This is a genomic window from Klebsiella sp. Sb-30 (genome assembly GCF_057652795.1).
In genome coordinates this window covers 4,954,541-4,970,756 of record NZ_CM172749.1, presented here as the reverse complement: position 1 = coordinate 4,970,756, position 16,216 = coordinate 4,954,541, and the positions used below count along the sequence as shown (strand labels likewise).

Genomic DNA, 16,216 nt, shown 5'->3' with positions numbered 1-16,216 from the left:
CCCGATCCTGACGCGTTTTTGTTACATTCCGGTTAACACACAATGACCGGAGGATGAAGAGTTGGTGCCAGCTGAGTGACAGGGCGGGAGAACCCGCCCGAAGGGGGAAGTGTTAAGCTTGTTTGACGACGTTCACCATCCACGGGACGCCAAAGCGGTCGATGGTTTTGCCAAAGCCGTGGGCCCAGAAGGTTTCCTGCCAGTCCATCTCGATGTTCCCGCCGTCGGCGAGGCTATCGAACCAGCGCTTGCCCTCGGCCAGGTCCTGCGTATCGAGTACCAGCGTAAAGCCGGCGTAGCGATCGCTCTCGCCGCCCGGGCTGTCGCCGAGCATGAGCTCGCTGCCCGCGACGCGCAGACTGGCGTGAGCAATACAGTCGGCGGATAAATGCTGGCCGGAAGGGCAGCCATCCTGGGCATCCTGGGCATTCTGCGGCATTTCGCCGTAGGTGATTTGGTGGATAAGTTCGGCGCCCAGCGTTTGTCGATAGAACGCTATCGCCGCTGCGCAGTTGCCGCTAAAGGTGATGTAAGGACTTAAGGGCATAACCATTACCTCAGGTAACGAAGACCCATTAAGTGTAGAAGGTGATGAGTCATCCAGACCAGGCGGTAGAGCCGGGTCTGGATGCTGCGGCACGCGGGAAATAATCAGGCGGCGCGGCGGAAATATATCCGTTCATTTATCCCGGCGGCCGTTTCAGGCGCGGGAAAATAAATCTCCGCTGCTGAGGAAATAGAATTAGTTCTTTTTGACGAACTCAGATTTCAACTTCATCGGACCAAAACCATCAATTTTACAGTCGATGTTATGATCGCCTTCCACCAGTCGGATATTCTTCACTTTGGTGCCGATTTTCAGCATTGAAGAGCTGCCTTTTACCTTCAGATCTTTAATGACGGTCACGCTGTCGCCATCGGCGAGTAAATTGCCGTTAGCATCTTTTACCACCAGGGCGTCATTATCGTCAGCGGGCTCGGCATTGTTCCATTCATGGGCGCATTCCGGGCAGATAAACATGCCATTATCTTCATAGGTGTACTCAGACTGGCATTTCGGGCAGTGTGGGAGTTGCATGACGTTCCTCGTGATTACAGGGTAAAACAGGACGTTGGTCCATTAAATGGTGGCTGATAGCCGAAAGTGTAAGTGATTATAGCGCAATCCCGCACTTTTGTCGGGCCTTTTTTATGAGTTACCGCCGGGAAGAAAATGAATATATCACGTGAAGAGTGACGGGATTATTTCCATCAAAACCGCCAGATATTTCCGGAAATGTATTGCTAAGTTCCAATATTCATTGAACTTATTGGTTTTAGCCGACTCTGTTTAAGGGTAGGTAAATTTTTGTGAAGTTGATCCCAAATTTAAACGCTGTTAGGGTAAAAAGGCGAGATCGCAAATTCACTACACTTATTTAGCGGCACCGCATATTCATTATGGCCAGAGCAGGCGTCAACAGGTTCGGTTGTACGGACTGTCAGCAGACAGTGCAGGCAAACCTGCTACGCTTGAAATGTGGAGCACAGCAATTCGCCGCTCCCAACGCATGACGCGAATGACTTTGTCATTCGGCGGAGATTCGTGCGCTCAAGGCGAGAGCAAAAGAGGATAATTATGCTTAAAAGGAAAAAAGTAAAACCCATCACGCTTCGGGATGTGACCATCATTGATGATAGCAAACTGAAGAAAGCGATTACCGCAGCATCGCTGGGTAATGCGATGGAGTGGTTCGATTTTGGTGTGTATGGTTTTGTGGCGTATGCCTTAGGTAAAGTCTTCTTCCCCGATGCCGATCCCAGCGTGCAGATGATTGCCGCGTTAGGGACCTTCTCCGTTCCGTTCTTAATCCGTCCGCTAGGCGGCCTGTTCTTCGGCATGCTGGGCGATAAATATGGTCGGCAAAAGATACTGGCCATCACGATTGTCATCATGTCGATCAGTACCTTCTGTATCGGTCTGATTCCGTCTTACGCCTCGATTGGTATCTGGGCGCCGATTCTGCTGCTGCTGTGTAAAATGGCGCAGGGCTTCTCGGTGGGCGGCGAGTATACCGGTGCATCCATCTTTGTCGCTGAATACTCTCCCGACCGCAAGCGCGGCTTTATGGGCAGCTGGCTGGACTTTGGTTCGATAGCCGGCTTTGTCCTGGGCGCCGGCGTGGTGGTGCTGATTTCTAGCGTGGTGGGTGAAGAGAACTTCCTCAGCTGGGGATGGCGTTTACCGTTCTTCCTGGCTCTGCCGTTAGGGCTGATTGGTCTCTATCTTCGTCATGCGCTGGAAGAGACTCCGGCGTTCCAGCAGCACGTTGATACCCTTGAGCAGGGCGATCGCGAAGGGCTGCAGGAAGGGCCGAAGGTATCGTTCAGAGAGATTGCGACCAAACACTGGCGCAGCCTGCTGACCTGTATCGGTCTGGTGATTTCTACCAACGTGACCTACTACATGCTGCTCACCTACATGCCGAGCTACCTGTCGCATAACCTGCACTACTCGGAAGATCACGGGGTGCTGATTATTATTGCGATCATGGTCGGTATGCTGTTCGTCCAGCCGATTATCGGCATGCTCAGCGACCGCTTCGGCCGTCGTCCGTTTATTCTGATCGGTAGCGTGGCGCTGTTTACCCTGTCGATTCCGGCCTTTATCATGATTAACAGCAACATTATTGGCCTGATTTTCGCGGGTCTGCTGCTGCTGGCGGTGGTGCTCAACTGCTTCATCGGGGTGATGGCGTCCTCCCTGCCGGCGATGTTCCCGACCCATATTCGTTTTAGCGCTCTGGCCAGCGCCTTTAATATTTCGGTGCTGATTGCCGGTCTGACGCCGACTCTGGCGGCCTGGCTGGTGGAAACCTCGCAGAACCTGATGATGCCGGCTTACTATCTGATGGTGATTGCGGTTATCGGGCTGATGACCGGTCTGACGATGAAAGAGACGGCAAACCGCCCGCTGAAAGGGGCGACGCCTGCGGCTTCGGATATCCAGGAAGCGAAAGAAATTCTCGGCGAGCACTACGATAACATCGAACACAAAATCGAAGATCTCGATCAGGAGATTGCCGATTTGCAGGAAAAACGCTCCCGACTGGTGCAGCAGCACCCGCGTATTAACGAATAATCGGTTCTTGCGTTAAATCATGCCGCCGTGGGCTTCCCCGGCGGCATTTTTTATGCCCGTTTATGGCTGAGCGGGCGGCAGGCCCTGCCGGCGCTGCTGGCTGAGCTTACGATACTGCTGCGGCGGCATACCAACGTACTTGCTAAAGGTACTGTAGAAGCGGCTACTGGAGCGAAAACCGGCGGTCAGGGCAATGTCGAGGATCGTCTTATCGGTGTCGCTGAGCAGGGCGCGCACGTGGTTGATGCGCATCGCGGTAATGTACTGCTTCATGGTTTGCTGCATCACCCGCTGGAAAATGCCCATGGCATAGTTGGGGTTCAGTTTGACATGCTCGGCGACGGCATCGACGGTCAGCGCCCGATCGTAGTGGGCGGCGATAAATTCAAGCATCTGGCTGACGTAAAACTGCGCATGCCGTGAGACGCTGTGTTTGTGGGTGCGTGAGGTTTTATTCACCAGGATCGGCTGCCAGCCGGAAAGGCTAAAGCGCTTAAGCATCAGCGCGATTTCATCGATCGCCAGCTGGCGAATCTGTTCGTTGTCGTGGTTGAGCTCCTGCTGCCAGCGCTGGACTTCAAAGACGCTGAGCTGCTGGGCGGAGAGCGATTTAATCACCATCCCGTGGGTAACGTTATTGATCAGTTCGCGATCCAGCGGCCAGGATAAAAACAGATGCATCGGCAGATTAAAGATAGCCATTTGCCGGCAATTGCCGGGGCGAGTCAGCTGGTGCGGCGTACAGGCCCAGAACAGGCTGATATAGCCCTGTTTGATGAGCACCGTTTCATTGTTAATCAGATACTCCACATCGCCGTCGAACGGCACGTTGACCTCCACCTGGCCGTGCCAGTGGCTGGTGGCCATCGCGTGGGGCGGGCGCAGCTCAATATCCATCCGCTGATATTCGGAATAGAGCGCCAGCGGGCTGCGGGGCTGTTTCTCATCGCTGCTGCTCATATGCGGGTCGTGGCGTGAAGGCGGGCGGTTTGGTTCCATGACGGCGTGGGTTCCTGAATCATCACACGTGCTGGTTTTTTGCACCGGTATGCCGTTATCTTAGCGGAATAAACGGCCCGTTTTCTCTACTTTTTCGCCGATTCGTTCCCATAAACTCAGATTTCGTGTTATCCCGCCGTCGATCTGAGTTTCCGGGAAGGCTCTGTCGGGAAGAGGGCAGCGGGAGGCGGCGCGGACATGCCACTCTGCAGGGGTTCAATGACCTGATGGAGAGAGCACTATGTCTGCCCCAAAAATTACGTTTATCGGCGCTGGCTCAACGGTTTTCGTCAAAAATATTCTCGGTGACGTTTTTCAGCGCCCGGCGTTGAAATCGGCGCACGTTGCGCTGATGGATATCGATGCGACCCGCCTGGAAGAGTCGCATATTGTGGTGCGTAAGCTGATGGATTCCGTCGGCGCCGACGGTGAAATTAGCTGCCATCGCGAGCAGAGAACTGCGCTGAAGGATGCGGATTTTGTGGTGGTGGCTTTTCAGATTGGCGGCTATCAGCCCTGTACCGTCACCGATTTTGAAGTCTGTAAGCTGCATGGCCTGGAACAAACCATTGCCGATACGCTCGGCCCGGGCGGAATCATGCGCGCATTACGCACCATTCCGCACCTGTGGCGCATTTGCGAGGACATGACGGAGGTGTGCCCGCAGGCGACCATGCTGAACTATGTTAATCCGATGGCGATGAATACCTGGGCGATGTATGCGCGCTATCCGCATATTAAACAGGTTGGGTTGTGCCATTCGGTGCAGGGAACGGCGGAAGAGCTGGCGCACGATCTCGATCTCGACCCGGCGGATTTACGCTATCGCTGCGCGGGCATCAACCATATGGCGTTCTATCTGTCGCTGGAGAAAAAACGCGCAGACGGCAGCTACGTCAGCATTTATCCGGATATGCTGCAGGCCTTTGCCGAGGGACGGGCGCCGAAGCATCGGGAGAACTCGCGCTGCCAGAATATTGTTCGCTATGAGATGTTCAAAAAGCTGGGTTACTTCGTGACGGAGTCGTCAGAGCACTTCGCGGAATATACGCCGTGGTTTATCAAGCCGGGGCGCGAAGATCTGATTGAACGCTATCAGGTGCCGCTGGATGAATATCCCAAACGCTGCGTGGAGCAGGTGGCCAACTGGCACAAAGAGCTGGAACAGTATAAAACCCGCGAGCGGATTGAGATTAAACCCTCCCGCGAGTATGCCAGCACTATTATGAACGCCATCTGGACCGGTGAGCCGAGCGTCGTGTACGGTAACGTGCGCAACGAAGGGCTCATCGACAACCTGCCGCAAGGGTGCTGCGTGGAAGTGGCCTGTCTGGTGGATGCGAACGGTATTCAGCCCACCAAAGTCGGGAAGCTGCCTGCGCACCTGGCGGCGCTGATGCAGACCAACATTAACGTCCAGACTCTGCTGACCGAGGCCATTCTTACCGAGAACCGGGACTACATCTATTATGCCACGATGATGGATCCGCATACGTCCGCGGCGCTGGGCATCGAAGAGATTTATGCGCTGGTGGACGATTTGATTGCCAGCCATGGCGACTGGCTACCGGAGTGGGTACATCGTTAGTCGGTTCTGTATGCGGCAGGGTGCTGCATTTCAGCCGGGCAGCGGCTAGCGCCTTGCCCGGCCGACAGGCTCTATGTCATCAAAGAATGTCGCGTCTTGTATCGACCTTGCCGGCCCGCGCAGGCGGGCCATGGCAGAAGAGCCTGCTGTGCTACAGGCTTAACTGTGCGCCAGAAAGCGGGCGAGCTGCTGCTGCAGCAGCCGGTTTTCGCGGGTCAGCCGCGCATTCTCATCCAGCAGCGTTAATGCCACTGCGATACCCGGCCAGTCCAGCTCCAGCTCCCGACGCAGGCGCATCGCACGGTGGACAATCATTACCGCGCTATCATCGAACAACCAGACCTCCGTCTGCGGCTGACGTGGCTCAATCACGCCCAGGCCGACGATCTCGCGAAGATCTTCTTCAGAAACGCCGGTATGCAGACAAAACTCCGTTATCGTAAAAGTCACTGCCATTTTAGCCATTATGCTTTCCCCCATGCTTGACGCGGCTCGAAGCCGGCCTCTGCATCGGCCAGCTGTTGCCAGAGCGCGCTGGCTTTCTCATTCGGTTTGGGCGGCATGACGATTTTAATCACGGCATATAAATCGCCGGTGGCCGTTTTGCTGGCCAGCCCTTTCCCTTTAATTCGTAAACGCTGTCCCGCCTGGCTACCCGGCGGGATGGTCAGCAGGATGCTCTCTTTGAGCGTCGGGATGGTCACTTTGGCGCCAAGCGCCGCTTCCCACGGTGCGAGCGGCAGAACGATTTCCAGGTTATGGCCCACAATATCGAACAGCGGATGCGGAGCGATGTGGATAACCAGCCACAGGTCGCCATTCGGCCCGCCGTTTTCTCCCGGCGTTCCCTGGCCTTTCAGGCGAATACGCTGCCCGTCGCTGACGCCGGCGGGGATTTTCACATTCAGGGTCTTCGGCGTTTCGCTTTCGACCATTCCGAAGACGTTATAGACCGGCAGTTTGTAGCTGATGGTGCGCGTCTGCTCGGCCAGCGTCTCCTCAAGGAACACCGCGACTTCAATTTCTAAATCATGGCCGCGTGCGGCATGCTGGCGGCGGGACTGGTGCGCCTGCTGGCCAAACATCGACGAGAAGATGTCGTCAAAATCCTGCTGGCTGTAGCTTTGTTCACGGGAGTGCTGTTGACGGCCAAATTGCGGGTCGTTGCGGTGCTGCCAGAGCTGGTCATACTCTGCGCGGCGCTGTTCATCTTTCAGGACTTCCCAGGCTTCGGCGAGATCTTTAAATTGCGCTTCGGCATCAGTTTCTTTGCTGACATCGGGGTGATATTTACGAGCCAGGCGGCGGTAGGCGGTCTTAATTGTTTTTAGATCGTCTGTTGGCTTAACCCCTAGAATGGCATAATAATCCTTTAATTCCATGGCGTTATCTCATTTGACTTACTGCAGTGGTCACGACTTTCAGTCATAAGCTTAGGGCAAATGAGTGCAGGTGGGGAAGGAATCTGGCGGAAACTTGACGCCGTCGGGATTGACGGCGTCTGTCAGCGGCGGGCGTTCAGCTGGCCGGGCGTGCCCGGCCGTTGCGACGAAGTCCTTCCAGCAGCACCAGCGCCGCGCCCAGAGCGCCGGCGATAAGCGGTAGCGCATCGGGTGCCTGGGGAAACAGGCGTACGATGGTGGGGTCCGTAACCCACATCGAGCCGGCTATCCAGCCGATAAGGGCACCTCCCAGCAGGATAACAACCGGGAAGCGGTTAAGGATAGCCAGCACCAGTTTACTGCCTGCCACGATAATCGGAATGCTGATCAATACGCCCAGCGCGACCAGCAGCAGGTGGCCTTTCCCGGCGGCGGCGACCGCCAGCACGTTATCCATCGACATAATAACATCGGCCACCGTGATGGTGACGGCGGTCCGCCACAGGCTGCCTGAGCTGCCGATCTCTTCATCTTCATCCTGATGGGCAACCAGCTTGATACCGATCCACAGCAGCAGGAGCGCCCCGACAATTTTTAGCCACGGCAGAGAGAGCAGGTAGACGGCAATGGCCAGCAGCAGAACGCGGGCCAGAATGGCGCCGAAGGTGCCAATAACAATCGCTTTTGTACGCTGTTCGGGCGGCAGCTTGCGGCACGCCATGGCGATCACCACCGCATTATCGCCGCCCAGCAGCAGATCGATTGCGATGATTTGTAGCAAAATAACAACAACATCCCACTGATTAAATAGCGCGTTCATGCCTGACTCATATCATTTTAAAAAATGTATCCCCAAGGGAAAAACCGCAGCAAGCGTACCTCTGTTCTGGCGCATTGACCACCGCCCGGAAAAAGAGCGCGGGAGTTGCCCGTGCGCGATATTGAAAAATATAGTTACGAATCAATGCATCGTGTCGGGATGATTCACCGCAAAAGGATGGTACTTTGTTTTGTCAGATCCACCTGCCGTTTACTCATCGCAAGGATTATCCTCATGGCTGGTATGAAAAAAATATTGACTGGCGCGTTGCTGGGCACCACGCTTCTTCCGGCGTTGGCCATGGCCGCGCCGGCGCCCGCAGCAACCTTTACCCCGGAGCAGGAAGCCCGCATTGGCAAGATTGCCGCGGATTACTTAGTCGCGCATCCGGAGGTGCTGCTGCAGGCGAGCCAGAAGCTTCAGCAGATTCAGCAGGAACAGCAGGCGAGCGCGGCAACTCAGGCCGTGATTAAAAACCAGGCTGCGCTGACCCAGGATAAAAATACCCCGACCTACGGACCGGCGAATGGCAAGGTAACCGTGATCGAATTCTTTGATTATCAGTGCATTTACTGTAGCCGTCTGGCACCGGTGATGGAGCAGGTGATTAAAGAAAATCCGCAGACCCGGTTTGCATTTAAAGAGTGGCCCATTTTCGGCAGCCGTTGGGAAAGCTCGCTGACGGCGGCGAAGACCGGCCTGCAAATTTACCAGCAGAAGGGCGCAGAAGCTTACCTGACCTACCATAACGGGATTTATGCCACCGGGCATAACGAAGGGAAGCTGACGGCCGCGGATGTACAGCAGCAGGCGAAGAAGGTGAATTTCGACGCGAAGAAAGCGCCGGATGTTGAAGCTGTCCTCGAGAGCACCAACCAGCTGGCGCAGGAGATTGGCTTAAGCGGAACGCCGGGCGTGATCGTGATGCCGACCACCGGCGCGACCGAAGCCACGATCACCGTCTTCCCGGGACTGGCTGATAAAGATTCGCTGGATGCGGCGATTAAGAAGGCCGGCGGTAACTGAGGATTCAGAGCCGCAAGAGCCCACCTGGCGGTGAGTTCTTCACATCACGCTTTCGCTGTAAGGCGTCACGAAGAGTCCGTATTGCAGAAAGCAAAAAACCAGCCCTCAGGCTGGTTTCTTTAAATAAGTGGTGCCCGGACCCGGACTAGCGCCGCAGGCGTTGAACAGCGCGCTTGTCGCGCTGGCCCCGAAGGGGTGAGCGGCATGCCGCGAATAATCGAACCAAGGACACGGGGATTTTCAAAGTCCGTGTCAGATTTAGAGAGAAAATGTTAGAGATTTAAGCGTTGAATCATCCCCTGATGAGCTGGAAATTTTCAGTTTTTCATCTGGGTTTTCAACATTGTCGAGAACTCAAAATCAAAACTAGCTTCGTTACTGATAGCATTCGACATGAAATACTGACAAGACAGAATTTCGATATATTCCTTTCGAGGACTTTTTCTCTGAGAAAATGAAGGTCCTTGGAAAATAATTGGTTGAGCTGGCTCGCATTGAAGGTGAAATGGCGATTCACATCAAGGACCATTTCAGTGAGTTATCTGATCTACTGAGTGCAGTTAAAGGTGTTGGGGCTGCGACTGTTGCTGTATTGCTGGCTGAAGTTCCTGAGCCTGGTTCGCTCTCTCGACGTGAAATTAGCGCTCTTATTGGGGTTGCTCCAGTAAACAGGGATTCCGGCACGATGCGCGGTCGCTGAACAGTATTCGGAGGGCGAGCTTCCGTCCGTACAGCTCTCTGTATGTCAGCTCTGGTTGGGACGAGGCACAACCCGGTAATAAAAGAGTTCTATACACGCCTGGTTGCCGTAGGAAAGCCCAAAAAAGTTGCACTGACGGCCTGCATCAGAAAATTGCTGACCATCCTGAACGCAATGCTGAAAAAGAATGAAGCATGGGATCCGATGTATCACCAGCATGCTTCGTAGTCGCGCTCGAAAGACAGTTGCTATGCTCAAACTATAGGGCAGGATTGTCTACCGGGGGGGCAGTCCAGACACACAAGCTCAGTGTGTTGATACCGTTGATGCGTTAAGTTTCAGGGAAAGAGTATATTTTTCCCTATTTTTTTGTGATTAACATCACCATTTTTAATAATTTTTATATATATCAGCATGTTAATCATATCCTTTGTTTTTGTAAGGAGAATATTTTTCTCCATTTTTGCCTGATTAGAGGGAAAATAGGTAAGATTTTCTTCCCTGCCTAATATACATTTTAACTGTGGTTGAAGGACGCAAATCACTATGTTGATGATGAAATGGCCATCTATTCTCTGGCTATTAAACGAGGTTTTGGTTGTTGTTTTATTCGCCAGCTTCGCTGACCACATAAATATAAGCTCACGATATTTTATGACTAATAATAGTTTGAGTGTACCCTATGAAAACCAGAACTAAAGATATTGCAACTCTGGCCGTTCACGCCGGAAACCAGTCCGATTCGGTAAATAACGCTATATTTACCCCAATTGTCACAGCCAGCTCATTTATACAACCTAATCTTCACGAAGGCGGTGATTTTTGTTATTCCCGTGTTTCTAATCCAACGAGAAAAGCCTATGAATCTGCTCTGGCAGAACTGGAAGGAGGAATTTATGCTACAGCCACGGCTTCGGGAATGGCTGCTACGAATATCGTGATGGAATTATTGCCTAAAGATGCCCATATTATTGCAATGAAAGGTGTCTATGGCGGAACCTGGCGGTTGTTTGAGAAACTAAAAACTCACACCACCGGCGCAACTATTTCCTATATTGATCTTAATGATGAGCAAAGCCTGGTTAACAGTATTCAGGAAAATACGGCCTTAATCTGGATTGAAACGCCAACTAATCCGTTGCTGGAACTAGTCGATATCGCGAAGGTTTGCTGTATTGCTAAAGAACATGCTATCACCACCTGTGTCGATAATACTTTTGCCAGCGCCTGGAACCATAAACCACTCGAAATGGGAGCGGATATAGTGATGCTCTCTACCAGTAAATATATCGGCGGGCATTCAGATTTAATTGGCGGTGCGGTAATTACCAATAATGAAGCTTTAGCGTCCCGACTCGACTTTATTAAAACGACTATCGGTTCTATTGCCTCACCTTTTGATGCCTATCTTGCCTTGCGCGGTATGAAAACGCTTGATCTGCGCATGGAACGCCAGTGCAGCAACGCTCATCGTGTTGCGGAATATCTGGAAAACCATCCGGCGATTGCCAGCGTCTATTATCCTGGCCTGCCATCGCATCCTCAGCATCAGTTGTGCAAGGCTCAAATGCGCTCAGGTGGTGCGGTGGTAACTGCGACGTTGAAGGGTGATATCCAGAGTCTTAAACGTTTTATCGGTGGGCTGCACTATTTTGTGCTGGCGGAGTCGCTGGGTGGGGTGGAAAGCATGATTAACCATTCGGCTTCTATGTCCCATGGTTCGATGTCAAAAGAAGAGCGGGAAGCCATCGGGGTTTATGACACTACGCTGCGTTTTTCCGTTGGCATTGAACATATCGATGATCTGCTACAGGACCTGGACATAGCCTTCGCTTCTATGGACATCACACAGGGTAACTATCATGCATGATTATGGAATCTGGACGATTATTACCCCGCTGGTCACCATTATTCTGGCGATCCTTACCCGCCAGGTGATCCTCTCGCTGCTCACCGGCATTTTCGTCGGCTACACGGTGATTAACCACAGTATTATTCAGGGGGTTGGCGGTACCCTGAACGGGATCATAGAAACATTTGCTTCCGCCGGTAATACGCGAACGATTGTGTTTATGGTGATGATCGGCGGCATTATGCGGCTGATTGTGGTGACTGGCGGTGTGCGTAAACTGGTGCAGTTTCTCTCGGAGAAAAATGATTTTGTCACTAATAAAAAGTCAGTACAGTTGCTGGCAATGGTGGTGACATCGTTAATATTTATCGAGAGTTCAATAAATCAGCTGATCGCTGGTGCATCCACTAAAAATCTTGCCCGACGCTACAAAGTTTCGCCAGAAAAGATGTCCTACATTATCCAGACCTCCTGTGTTTCCGTCTGCTCATCAGTGATGATCAACGGCTGGGGGGCGGCGATGATGGGGGTTATCGGCGTACAGATTGCGCAGGGTTATCTTACTGGCGAACCTTTTGAGGTGCTGGCCAGTTCGATGGTCTGGAATGTCATGGCCTGGTTCTCATTAGGTTCCGTTCTCTTTTACATCCTCTCTGGCTGCACCTGGGGACCGATGAAAAAGGCTGAAGTGAAGTTTGAAACTGCGCTGACGGAAATAGAACAAGAACATGGTGAAGAAGATGCAGATCCGGTGATTGACCACCCGGCATGTAATTCATTGCTGAACTTCTTTATCCCGATTCTTTCCACGGTATTAATGGTTCCTGTTGTTCTGTATATCACCGGTGATGGGCAGTTCTCCAAAGGCAGCGGCTCTATGTCGGTCTATTCCGGCGTAATGTTCGGTACCGTGGTCTCATTCATCTGGTTCAAAGTGCGCGGCATTCTCAACGTTGAGAACTTTTTCAAAGAGCTGTATATCGGCTATGCCAGCATGGTTAAAATTAGCTCAATCATGATTCTGGCCTTCCTGATGGGGCATATTTCTGCGGAGCTGAATACCGGGCAGTATATTGCTTCTATAACCTCCGGTGTGATTCCATCCGGCTTCTCCATCGGCTTTATCTTCCTGATTGCGGCGGTGATGTCTCTGGCAACAGGTACCTCATGGGGAACCTTTGCCATTATGATCCCGATTGGTGTTCAACTGGGTGTGTCATTAGGCATTGACCCGCATTTTATGATTGGTGCAGCTATTTCAGGATCAATTTTTGGCGATATGACTTCCCCCATCTCCAGCGATGCTATCGTCGCCTCAATGGCGACTAATTGTGACCATATTGAACATATTCGTACTCAGATGCCTTATGCGCTGGTGACCGGAGGACTTGCTCTCATTGTCTATTTAATTGTCGGTTTTACTCTTTAACCCAAACATTATTTAAGGATTGGCTATGACTGAGGTTATTACGACAGAACATGCTCCACAAGCAATTGGCCCCTACATCCAGGGGGCGCGAACCGGTAATTTTATTTTTACTTCTGGCCAGTTGCCCATTAATCCGCAGACGGGAAGCATTCCTGAGTGCGCCGAAGGCCAAACCCGGCAGAGCCTGGAAAATATTCAGGCTATTATTGAGGCCGGAGGACTGACGGTCGACAATATTTGTAAAATTAATATTTTTGTGAAAGATCTGAATGAGTTTGCCGCAATCAATAATGCTTATGCTGAGTTTTTCACCCGGCATAACGCTTCTTTCCCTGCGCGTTCTTGTGTAGAAGTCGCCCGGCTACCGAAAGATGTGAAAGTAGAAATTGAAGCAGTGGCCTGGCAAAGCTAATTCAATGTAAATACGACTCTACGGCGGCTCATCAGCTGCCGTTTTTATTTGAAGGGAAAGTTTATGTCTGTAAAAAACTATTTGCATAGCTTACCGCGCGTCTCGCTGGTGGGGGGCGTCACGCCCGTTCAGCATCTGAAGCGACTGTCGGAATATTTACAGCGAGATATTTATATCAAACGCGACGATGTTTCGCATCTTGGTATGGGCGGCAATAAGCTCAGAAAGCTGGAGTTTCTGGCGGCAGATGCCCTCAATAAAGGTTGCGATACGCTGGTGACCGCCGGGGCAATTCAATCCAACCACGTACGCCAGACTGCGGCAGTCGCCGCACATCTTGGGTTAAAATGCGTGGCGTTGCTGGACAACCCGATTCAAACCGCAGAATCTAACTATCTCTGGAACGGCAATCATCTGCTATATAGCCTGATGGGCTGCAAGGTTGAAATGGTTGATGAACTTAACGATCCAGACGCGCAGTTGCAGCAGTTTAGTGCCAGGCTTTCGGCAAATGGAGCGAAGCCCTATATTGTTCCTGTCGGCGGTTCAAACGCTCTCGGTTCACTGGGCTACGTTGAATGTGCGCTGGAGATAGCGGAACAGTGCGATCGGATGAATCTCAATGTGCAGTCCGTGGTGGTACCTTCCGGGAGTGCAGGAACGCATGCCGGGTTAGCCGTTGGTTTTGCCCATTTCCAGCCTGATGTGGAGGTCGTGGGCGTGACCGTTTCTCGCCTTGTTGGTGATCAGCAGCCCAAAGTGGAGAAGCTACAGCGCGAATTATCCGCGATGCTGGACGTGGCGTCATTGTTGCCTCTGACGCTGTGGGATGACTACTTTGCACCGCGCTACGGCATGCCGAATACCGAAGGGATGCATGCGGTGGAACTGCTGGCGCGTCTGGAAGGCATCATGTTAGACCCGGTATACACCGGTAAGGCGATGGCAGGTCTGATTGATGGCGTGAAAAAATCGCGCTTCAACGGTAGTGGGCCAGTGATGTTTATCCATACCGGCGGCGCACCAGCGCTCTTTGCTTACTATCCTCACGTCTGATTTACTGCTTTAAACGAGAATTCAAACCACTCCAGTGCCAGCGGGCCGGAGTGGTTTTTTTACGTGTCATGGTCAGGGAATATAAAACGGGGGAGTCTGGGGGGATTTCTGCCGGGCGATGGCGGGCACCTTGCCCGACCTGAAATATTTAGTGTCGTGCAAACAGTCTAAAAACGCTTGTGCGCCATGATTTCGATAATTTGTCGGTCGGTGTGCTGCATGGCCTGTCCGGCGATAGCACAAAGATTACAAATGGAGTTTTCCACATCGCGCTCGACAATCCCGTCGTTTCCGGAAACGACAGTATTATCCAGCGCCAGCAGAATTGCTTTCCAGGCAGAAGAGATACTGGTGGATACTTTCATTGAACAACTGCCAGAAGCACCATCGCAAATTATGCCGCTGACGTCGCCAATCATGTTATTGACCGCCATAGCTATGTTTTCATAACTGCCGTCCATTAACCAGATAATCCCCGCTGCAGCGCCCATACCGGCGGTTGTAGTGGCGCACAAAGCCGACAGCCGCGGAAGTTTACAGTGGATATAGATAGCCACCAGATGCGAGAGCGCCAGCGCACGGGCCAGTTGCTGCTGGCTGGCGTTAAGACGTTCAGCGGCCACCACTACTGGCATGGTTGCCGTTATACCCTGATTGCCTGAACCAGAGTTGGTCATTGCCGGTAGCGTTGCACCGCCCATTCGGGCATCAGACGCGGCGCTGGTCCGGTAGAGGATCTCGGTAAACATATCATCGGAAACCAGCCCCTTGTCGACCTGGCGCTTCAGCGTCGGGCCGATATGCAACCCCCACTCCTTTGCGAGACCTTTTTTTGAAAGGGCGTTGTTCATCGATCCTGCGTCGAGAATAAAATCGAGCTCTTCCGGGGGAATCTCACAAATGAAATTGTAGATATCACGCAGCGAGCTGCTGGCGACCCTGTCCAGCGGGTTAATAGTATCTTCGCAGGTATTGTTCTCTGGCTTGATAAACAGAGACTGCCCCATTTTTTCAATTGCCACCACGTTGGTGTGGTCGCCAACGATAGTTACCGTGGCGTGCTGATCCCCGGCGTAAACTTTGGCACGAACGAAGATGATTTCATCACAGGGTTCCTGCAACGACACGCGCACAGCACCGACCTCCAGCAGAGCTCTGGCGGCGTTAATCTCACGCTTAGTTGCTTTTTTGAGCACTTCGAGTTTAGCCTGCGGATCGCCTGCAATAGCGCCTAAGGCGGCTGCTATGGGCAGACCGGTCATTCCCGTGCCCGGGATTGTCACACCCATACCGTTTTTCATTAAGTTTGGCGAGACTGCTACTTCGATACGCACAATTGCGCCTGGCAGCTGCTGCGCCGCTACGGCGCAGGCGAGGGCAACCGATACGGGTTCGGTACAGCCTAAAGCGGGTTTGACTTCCTGTTTCAGAGCATTAATAAACGCGTTCCATTCAACACGGTTTTCCCGGTGTGACATGACTGAGCCTCTGGGTCGGTACAGAAAAATGTCCGTCGAGTTATTGAGTGTGTTCTCGACCTTGATTTGCGTCTGCAGCCCGAGTTTGTCAGAACGACGTAGCTCCGAACGACAGAAACGATAGTAAGAATATTACCGCACCCGCCAGAGAAAAAAGTTGCATCTTTAGTTTGTGAATGTGCTTTAAGAGAGAAAAAAATTCTTTTTTATGGCTTTTTAGAGTCGTGACGCAAATTTAATGTTGTTGTGTTTTTTGTCTTCTGGGTGATTGATGGCAGGCATTGATGTAGTTCCTCCCCGTTGTTCTGAAACTCATGGTGTAATCCGAAGCGGTCATTCCAGTTCAAGCAGCT

The 16,216-nt window shown here is 52.3% G+C and carries 14 protein-coding genes and 1 pseudogene; 8 read left to right on the top strand and 7 right to left on the bottom strand.

From position 1 onward, the window contains the following. Positions 1 to 112: 112 nt before the first annotated feature. Together yjdN and AC236I_RS23235 are read right to left on the bottom strand one after the other, a co-directional pair. Entirely contained in the window at positions 113 to 547 is a 435-nt protein-coding gene (gene yjdN / locus AC236I_RS23240; RefSeq protein WP_143722820.1) for a VOC family metalloprotein YjdN, read from the bottom strand. A 195-nt stretch (positions 548 to 742) separates the two neighbouring features. Beyond that, on the bottom strand, positions 743 to 1,078 hold the full coding sequence (locus AC236I_RS23235; RefSeq protein ID WP_004856597.1) for a zinc ribbon domain-containing protein YjdM: 336 nt from the start codon (positions 1,076 to 1,078) through the stop codon (positions 743 to 745). Between the two features lie 540 nt (positions 1,079 to 1,618). Between AC236I_RS23235 and proP the strand changes: the two genes are divergently transcribed. Then, positions 1,619 to 3,121 (top strand): glycine betaine/L-proline transporter ProP, encoded by a 1,503-nt coding sequence (gene proP, locus AC236I_RS23230; protein ID WP_004856599.1) that lies wholly within the window; start codon positions 1,619 to 1,621, stop codon positions 3,119 to 3,121. A 60-nt stretch (positions 3,122 to 3,181) separates the two neighbouring features. On the opposite strand, the gene melR is transcribed toward proP, so the two are convergent. Further along, positions 3,182 to 4,120, bottom strand: coding sequence for a transcriptional regulator MelR (melR, locus tag AC236I_RS23225; RefSeq protein ID WP_004856602.1), 939 nt, complete (start codon positions 4,118 to 4,120; stop codon positions 3,182 to 3,184). A gap of 241 nt (positions 4,121 to 4,361) precedes the next feature. On the opposite strand from melR, the gene melA reads away from it, so the two are divergent. Continuing rightward, entirely contained in the window at positions 4,362 to 5,708 is a 1,347-nt protein-coding gene (gene melA, locus AC236I_RS23220) for an alpha-glucosidase/alpha-galactosidase (RefSeq protein ID WP_004856603.1), read from the top strand. A 159-nt stretch (positions 5,709 to 5,867) separates the two neighbouring features. Here melA and cbpM read toward each other — a convergent pair whose 3' ends face one another. From cbpM to AC236I_RS23205, 3 genes are all read right to left on the bottom strand, one after another. After that, entirely contained in the window at positions 5,868 to 6,173 is a 306-nt protein-coding gene (cbpM, locus tag AC236I_RS23215; RefSeq protein ID WP_004856606.1) for a chaperone modulator CbpM, read from the bottom strand. Beyond that, complete coding sequence (cbpA, locus tag AC236I_RS23210; RefSeq protein ID WP_004856609.1) at positions 6,173 to 7,090, bottom strand: curved DNA-binding protein; 918 nt, start codon at positions 7,088 to 7,090, stop codon at positions 6,173 to 6,175. Before cbpA ends, cbpM begins: the two co-directional genes overlap by 1 nt. A 136-nt stretch (positions 7,091 to 7,226) precedes the next feature. Next, positions 7,227 to 7,910, bottom strand: a complete 684-nt coding sequence (locus AC236I_RS23205; RefSeq protein WP_004856611.1) for a TerC family protein — start codon at positions 7,908 to 7,910, stop codon at positions 7,227 to 7,229. Between the two features lie 234 nt (positions 7,911 to 8,144). Between AC236I_RS23205 and AC236I_RS23200 the strand changes: the two genes are divergently transcribed. The 6 genes and pseudogenes from AC236I_RS23200 (at position 8,145) to AC236I_RS23175 (ending at position 14,385) form a co-directional block, all read left to right on the top strand. Further along, the gene (locus tag AC236I_RS23200) at positions 8,145 to 8,936 is read left to right on the top strand and encodes a DsbA family protein (RefSeq protein WP_004856613.1); all 792 of its coding nucleotides are present in this window, start codon (positions 8,145 to 8,147) and stop codon (positions 8,934 to 8,936) included. A 481-nt stretch (positions 8,937 to 9,417) separates the two neighbouring features. Further along, positions 9,418 to 9,864 (top strand): annotated as a pseudogene (locus tag AC236I_RS23195) (transposase); the annotation flags it as partial. Between the two features lie 454 nt (positions 9,865 to 10,318). Further along, a complete protein-coding gene (locus tag AC236I_RS23190) occupies positions 10,319 to 11,506 on the top strand; it encodes a trans-sulfuration enzyme family protein (protein WP_048025256.1) in 1,188 nt (395 codons plus the stop codon). Then, entirely contained in the window at positions 11,499 to 12,917 is a 1,419-nt protein-coding gene (locus tag AC236I_RS23185) for a Na+/H+ antiporter NhaC family protein (protein WP_015585340.1), read from the top strand. The genes AC236I_RS23190 and AC236I_RS23185 overlap by 8 nt, the downstream gene beginning before the upstream one ends. Positions 12,918 to 12,942: 25 nt before the next feature. Then, entirely contained in the window at positions 12,943 to 13,329 is a 387-nt protein-coding gene (locus tag AC236I_RS23180) for a RidA family protein (RefSeq protein WP_048025259.1), read from the top strand. Positions 13,330 to 13,392: 63 nt separating this feature from the next. Next, positions 13,393 to 14,385, top strand: a complete 993-nt coding sequence (locus tag AC236I_RS23175; RefSeq protein WP_015585338.1) for a D-cysteine desulfhydrase — start codon at positions 13,393 to 13,395, stop codon at positions 14,383 to 14,385. Between the two features lie 167 nt (positions 14,386 to 14,552). On the opposite strand, the gene AC236I_RS23170 is transcribed toward AC236I_RS23175, so the two are convergent. Further along, on the bottom strand, positions 14,553 to 15,863 hold the full coding sequence (locus AC236I_RS23170) for an L-cysteine desulfidase family protein (RefSeq protein WP_487608654.1): 1,311 nt from the start codon (positions 15,861 to 15,863) through the stop codon (positions 14,553 to 14,555). Positions 15,864 to 16,216: the final 353 nt, after the last annotated feature.

Excerpts from the sequence above, each read along its gene's own strand:
- yjdN (WP_143722820.1), bottom strand. The coding sequence starts at position 547 with ATGCCCTTAAGTCCTTACATCACCTTTAGCGGCAACTGCGCAGCGGCG.
- AC236I_RS23235 (WP_004856597.1), bottom strand. The coding sequence starts at position 1,078 with ATGCAACTCCCACACTGCCCGAAATGCCAGTCTGAGTACACCTATGAA.
- proP (WP_004856599.1), top strand. The coding sequence starts at position 1,619 with ATGCTTAAAAGGAAAAAAGTAAAACCCATCACGCTTCGGGATGTGACC.
- melR (WP_004856602.1), bottom strand. The coding sequence starts at position 4,120 with ATGGAACCAAACCGCCCGCCTTCACGCCACGACCCGCATATGAGCAGC.
- melA (WP_004856603.1), top strand. The coding sequence starts at position 4,362 with ATGTCTGCCCCAAAAATTACGTTTATCGGCGCTGGCTCAACGGTTTTC.
- cbpM (WP_004856606.1), bottom strand. The coding sequence starts at position 6,173 with ATGGCTAAAATGGCAGTGACTTTTACGATAACGGAGTTTTGTCTGCAT.
- cbpA (WP_004856609.1), bottom strand. The coding sequence starts at position 7,090 with ATGGAATTAAAGGATTATTATGCCATTCTAGGGGTTAAGCCAACAGAC.
- AC236I_RS23205 (WP_004856611.1), bottom strand. The coding sequence starts at position 7,910 with ATGAACGCGCTATTTAATCAGTGGGATGTTGTTGTTATTTTGCTACAA.
- AC236I_RS23200 (WP_004856613.1), top strand. The coding sequence starts at position 8,145 with ATGGCTGGTATGAAAAAAATATTGACTGGCGCGTTGCTGGGCACCACG.
- AC236I_RS23190 (WP_048025256.1), top strand. The coding sequence starts at position 10,319 with ATGAAAACCAGAACTAAAGATATTGCAACTCTGGCCGTTCACGCCGGA.
- AC236I_RS23185 (WP_015585340.1), top strand. The coding sequence starts at position 11,499 with ATGCATGATTATGGAATCTGGACGATTATTACCCCGCTGGTCACCATT.
- AC236I_RS23180 (WP_048025259.1), top strand. The coding sequence starts at position 12,943 with ATGACTGAGGTTATTACGACAGAACATGCTCCACAAGCAATTGGCCCC.
- AC236I_RS23175 (WP_015585338.1), top strand. The coding sequence starts at position 13,393 with ATGTCTGTAAAAAACTATTTGCATAGCTTACCGCGCGTCTCGCTGGTG.
- AC236I_RS23170 (WP_487608654.1), bottom strand. The coding sequence starts at position 15,863 with ATGTCACACCGGGAAAACCGTGTTGAATGGAACGCGTTTATTAATGCT.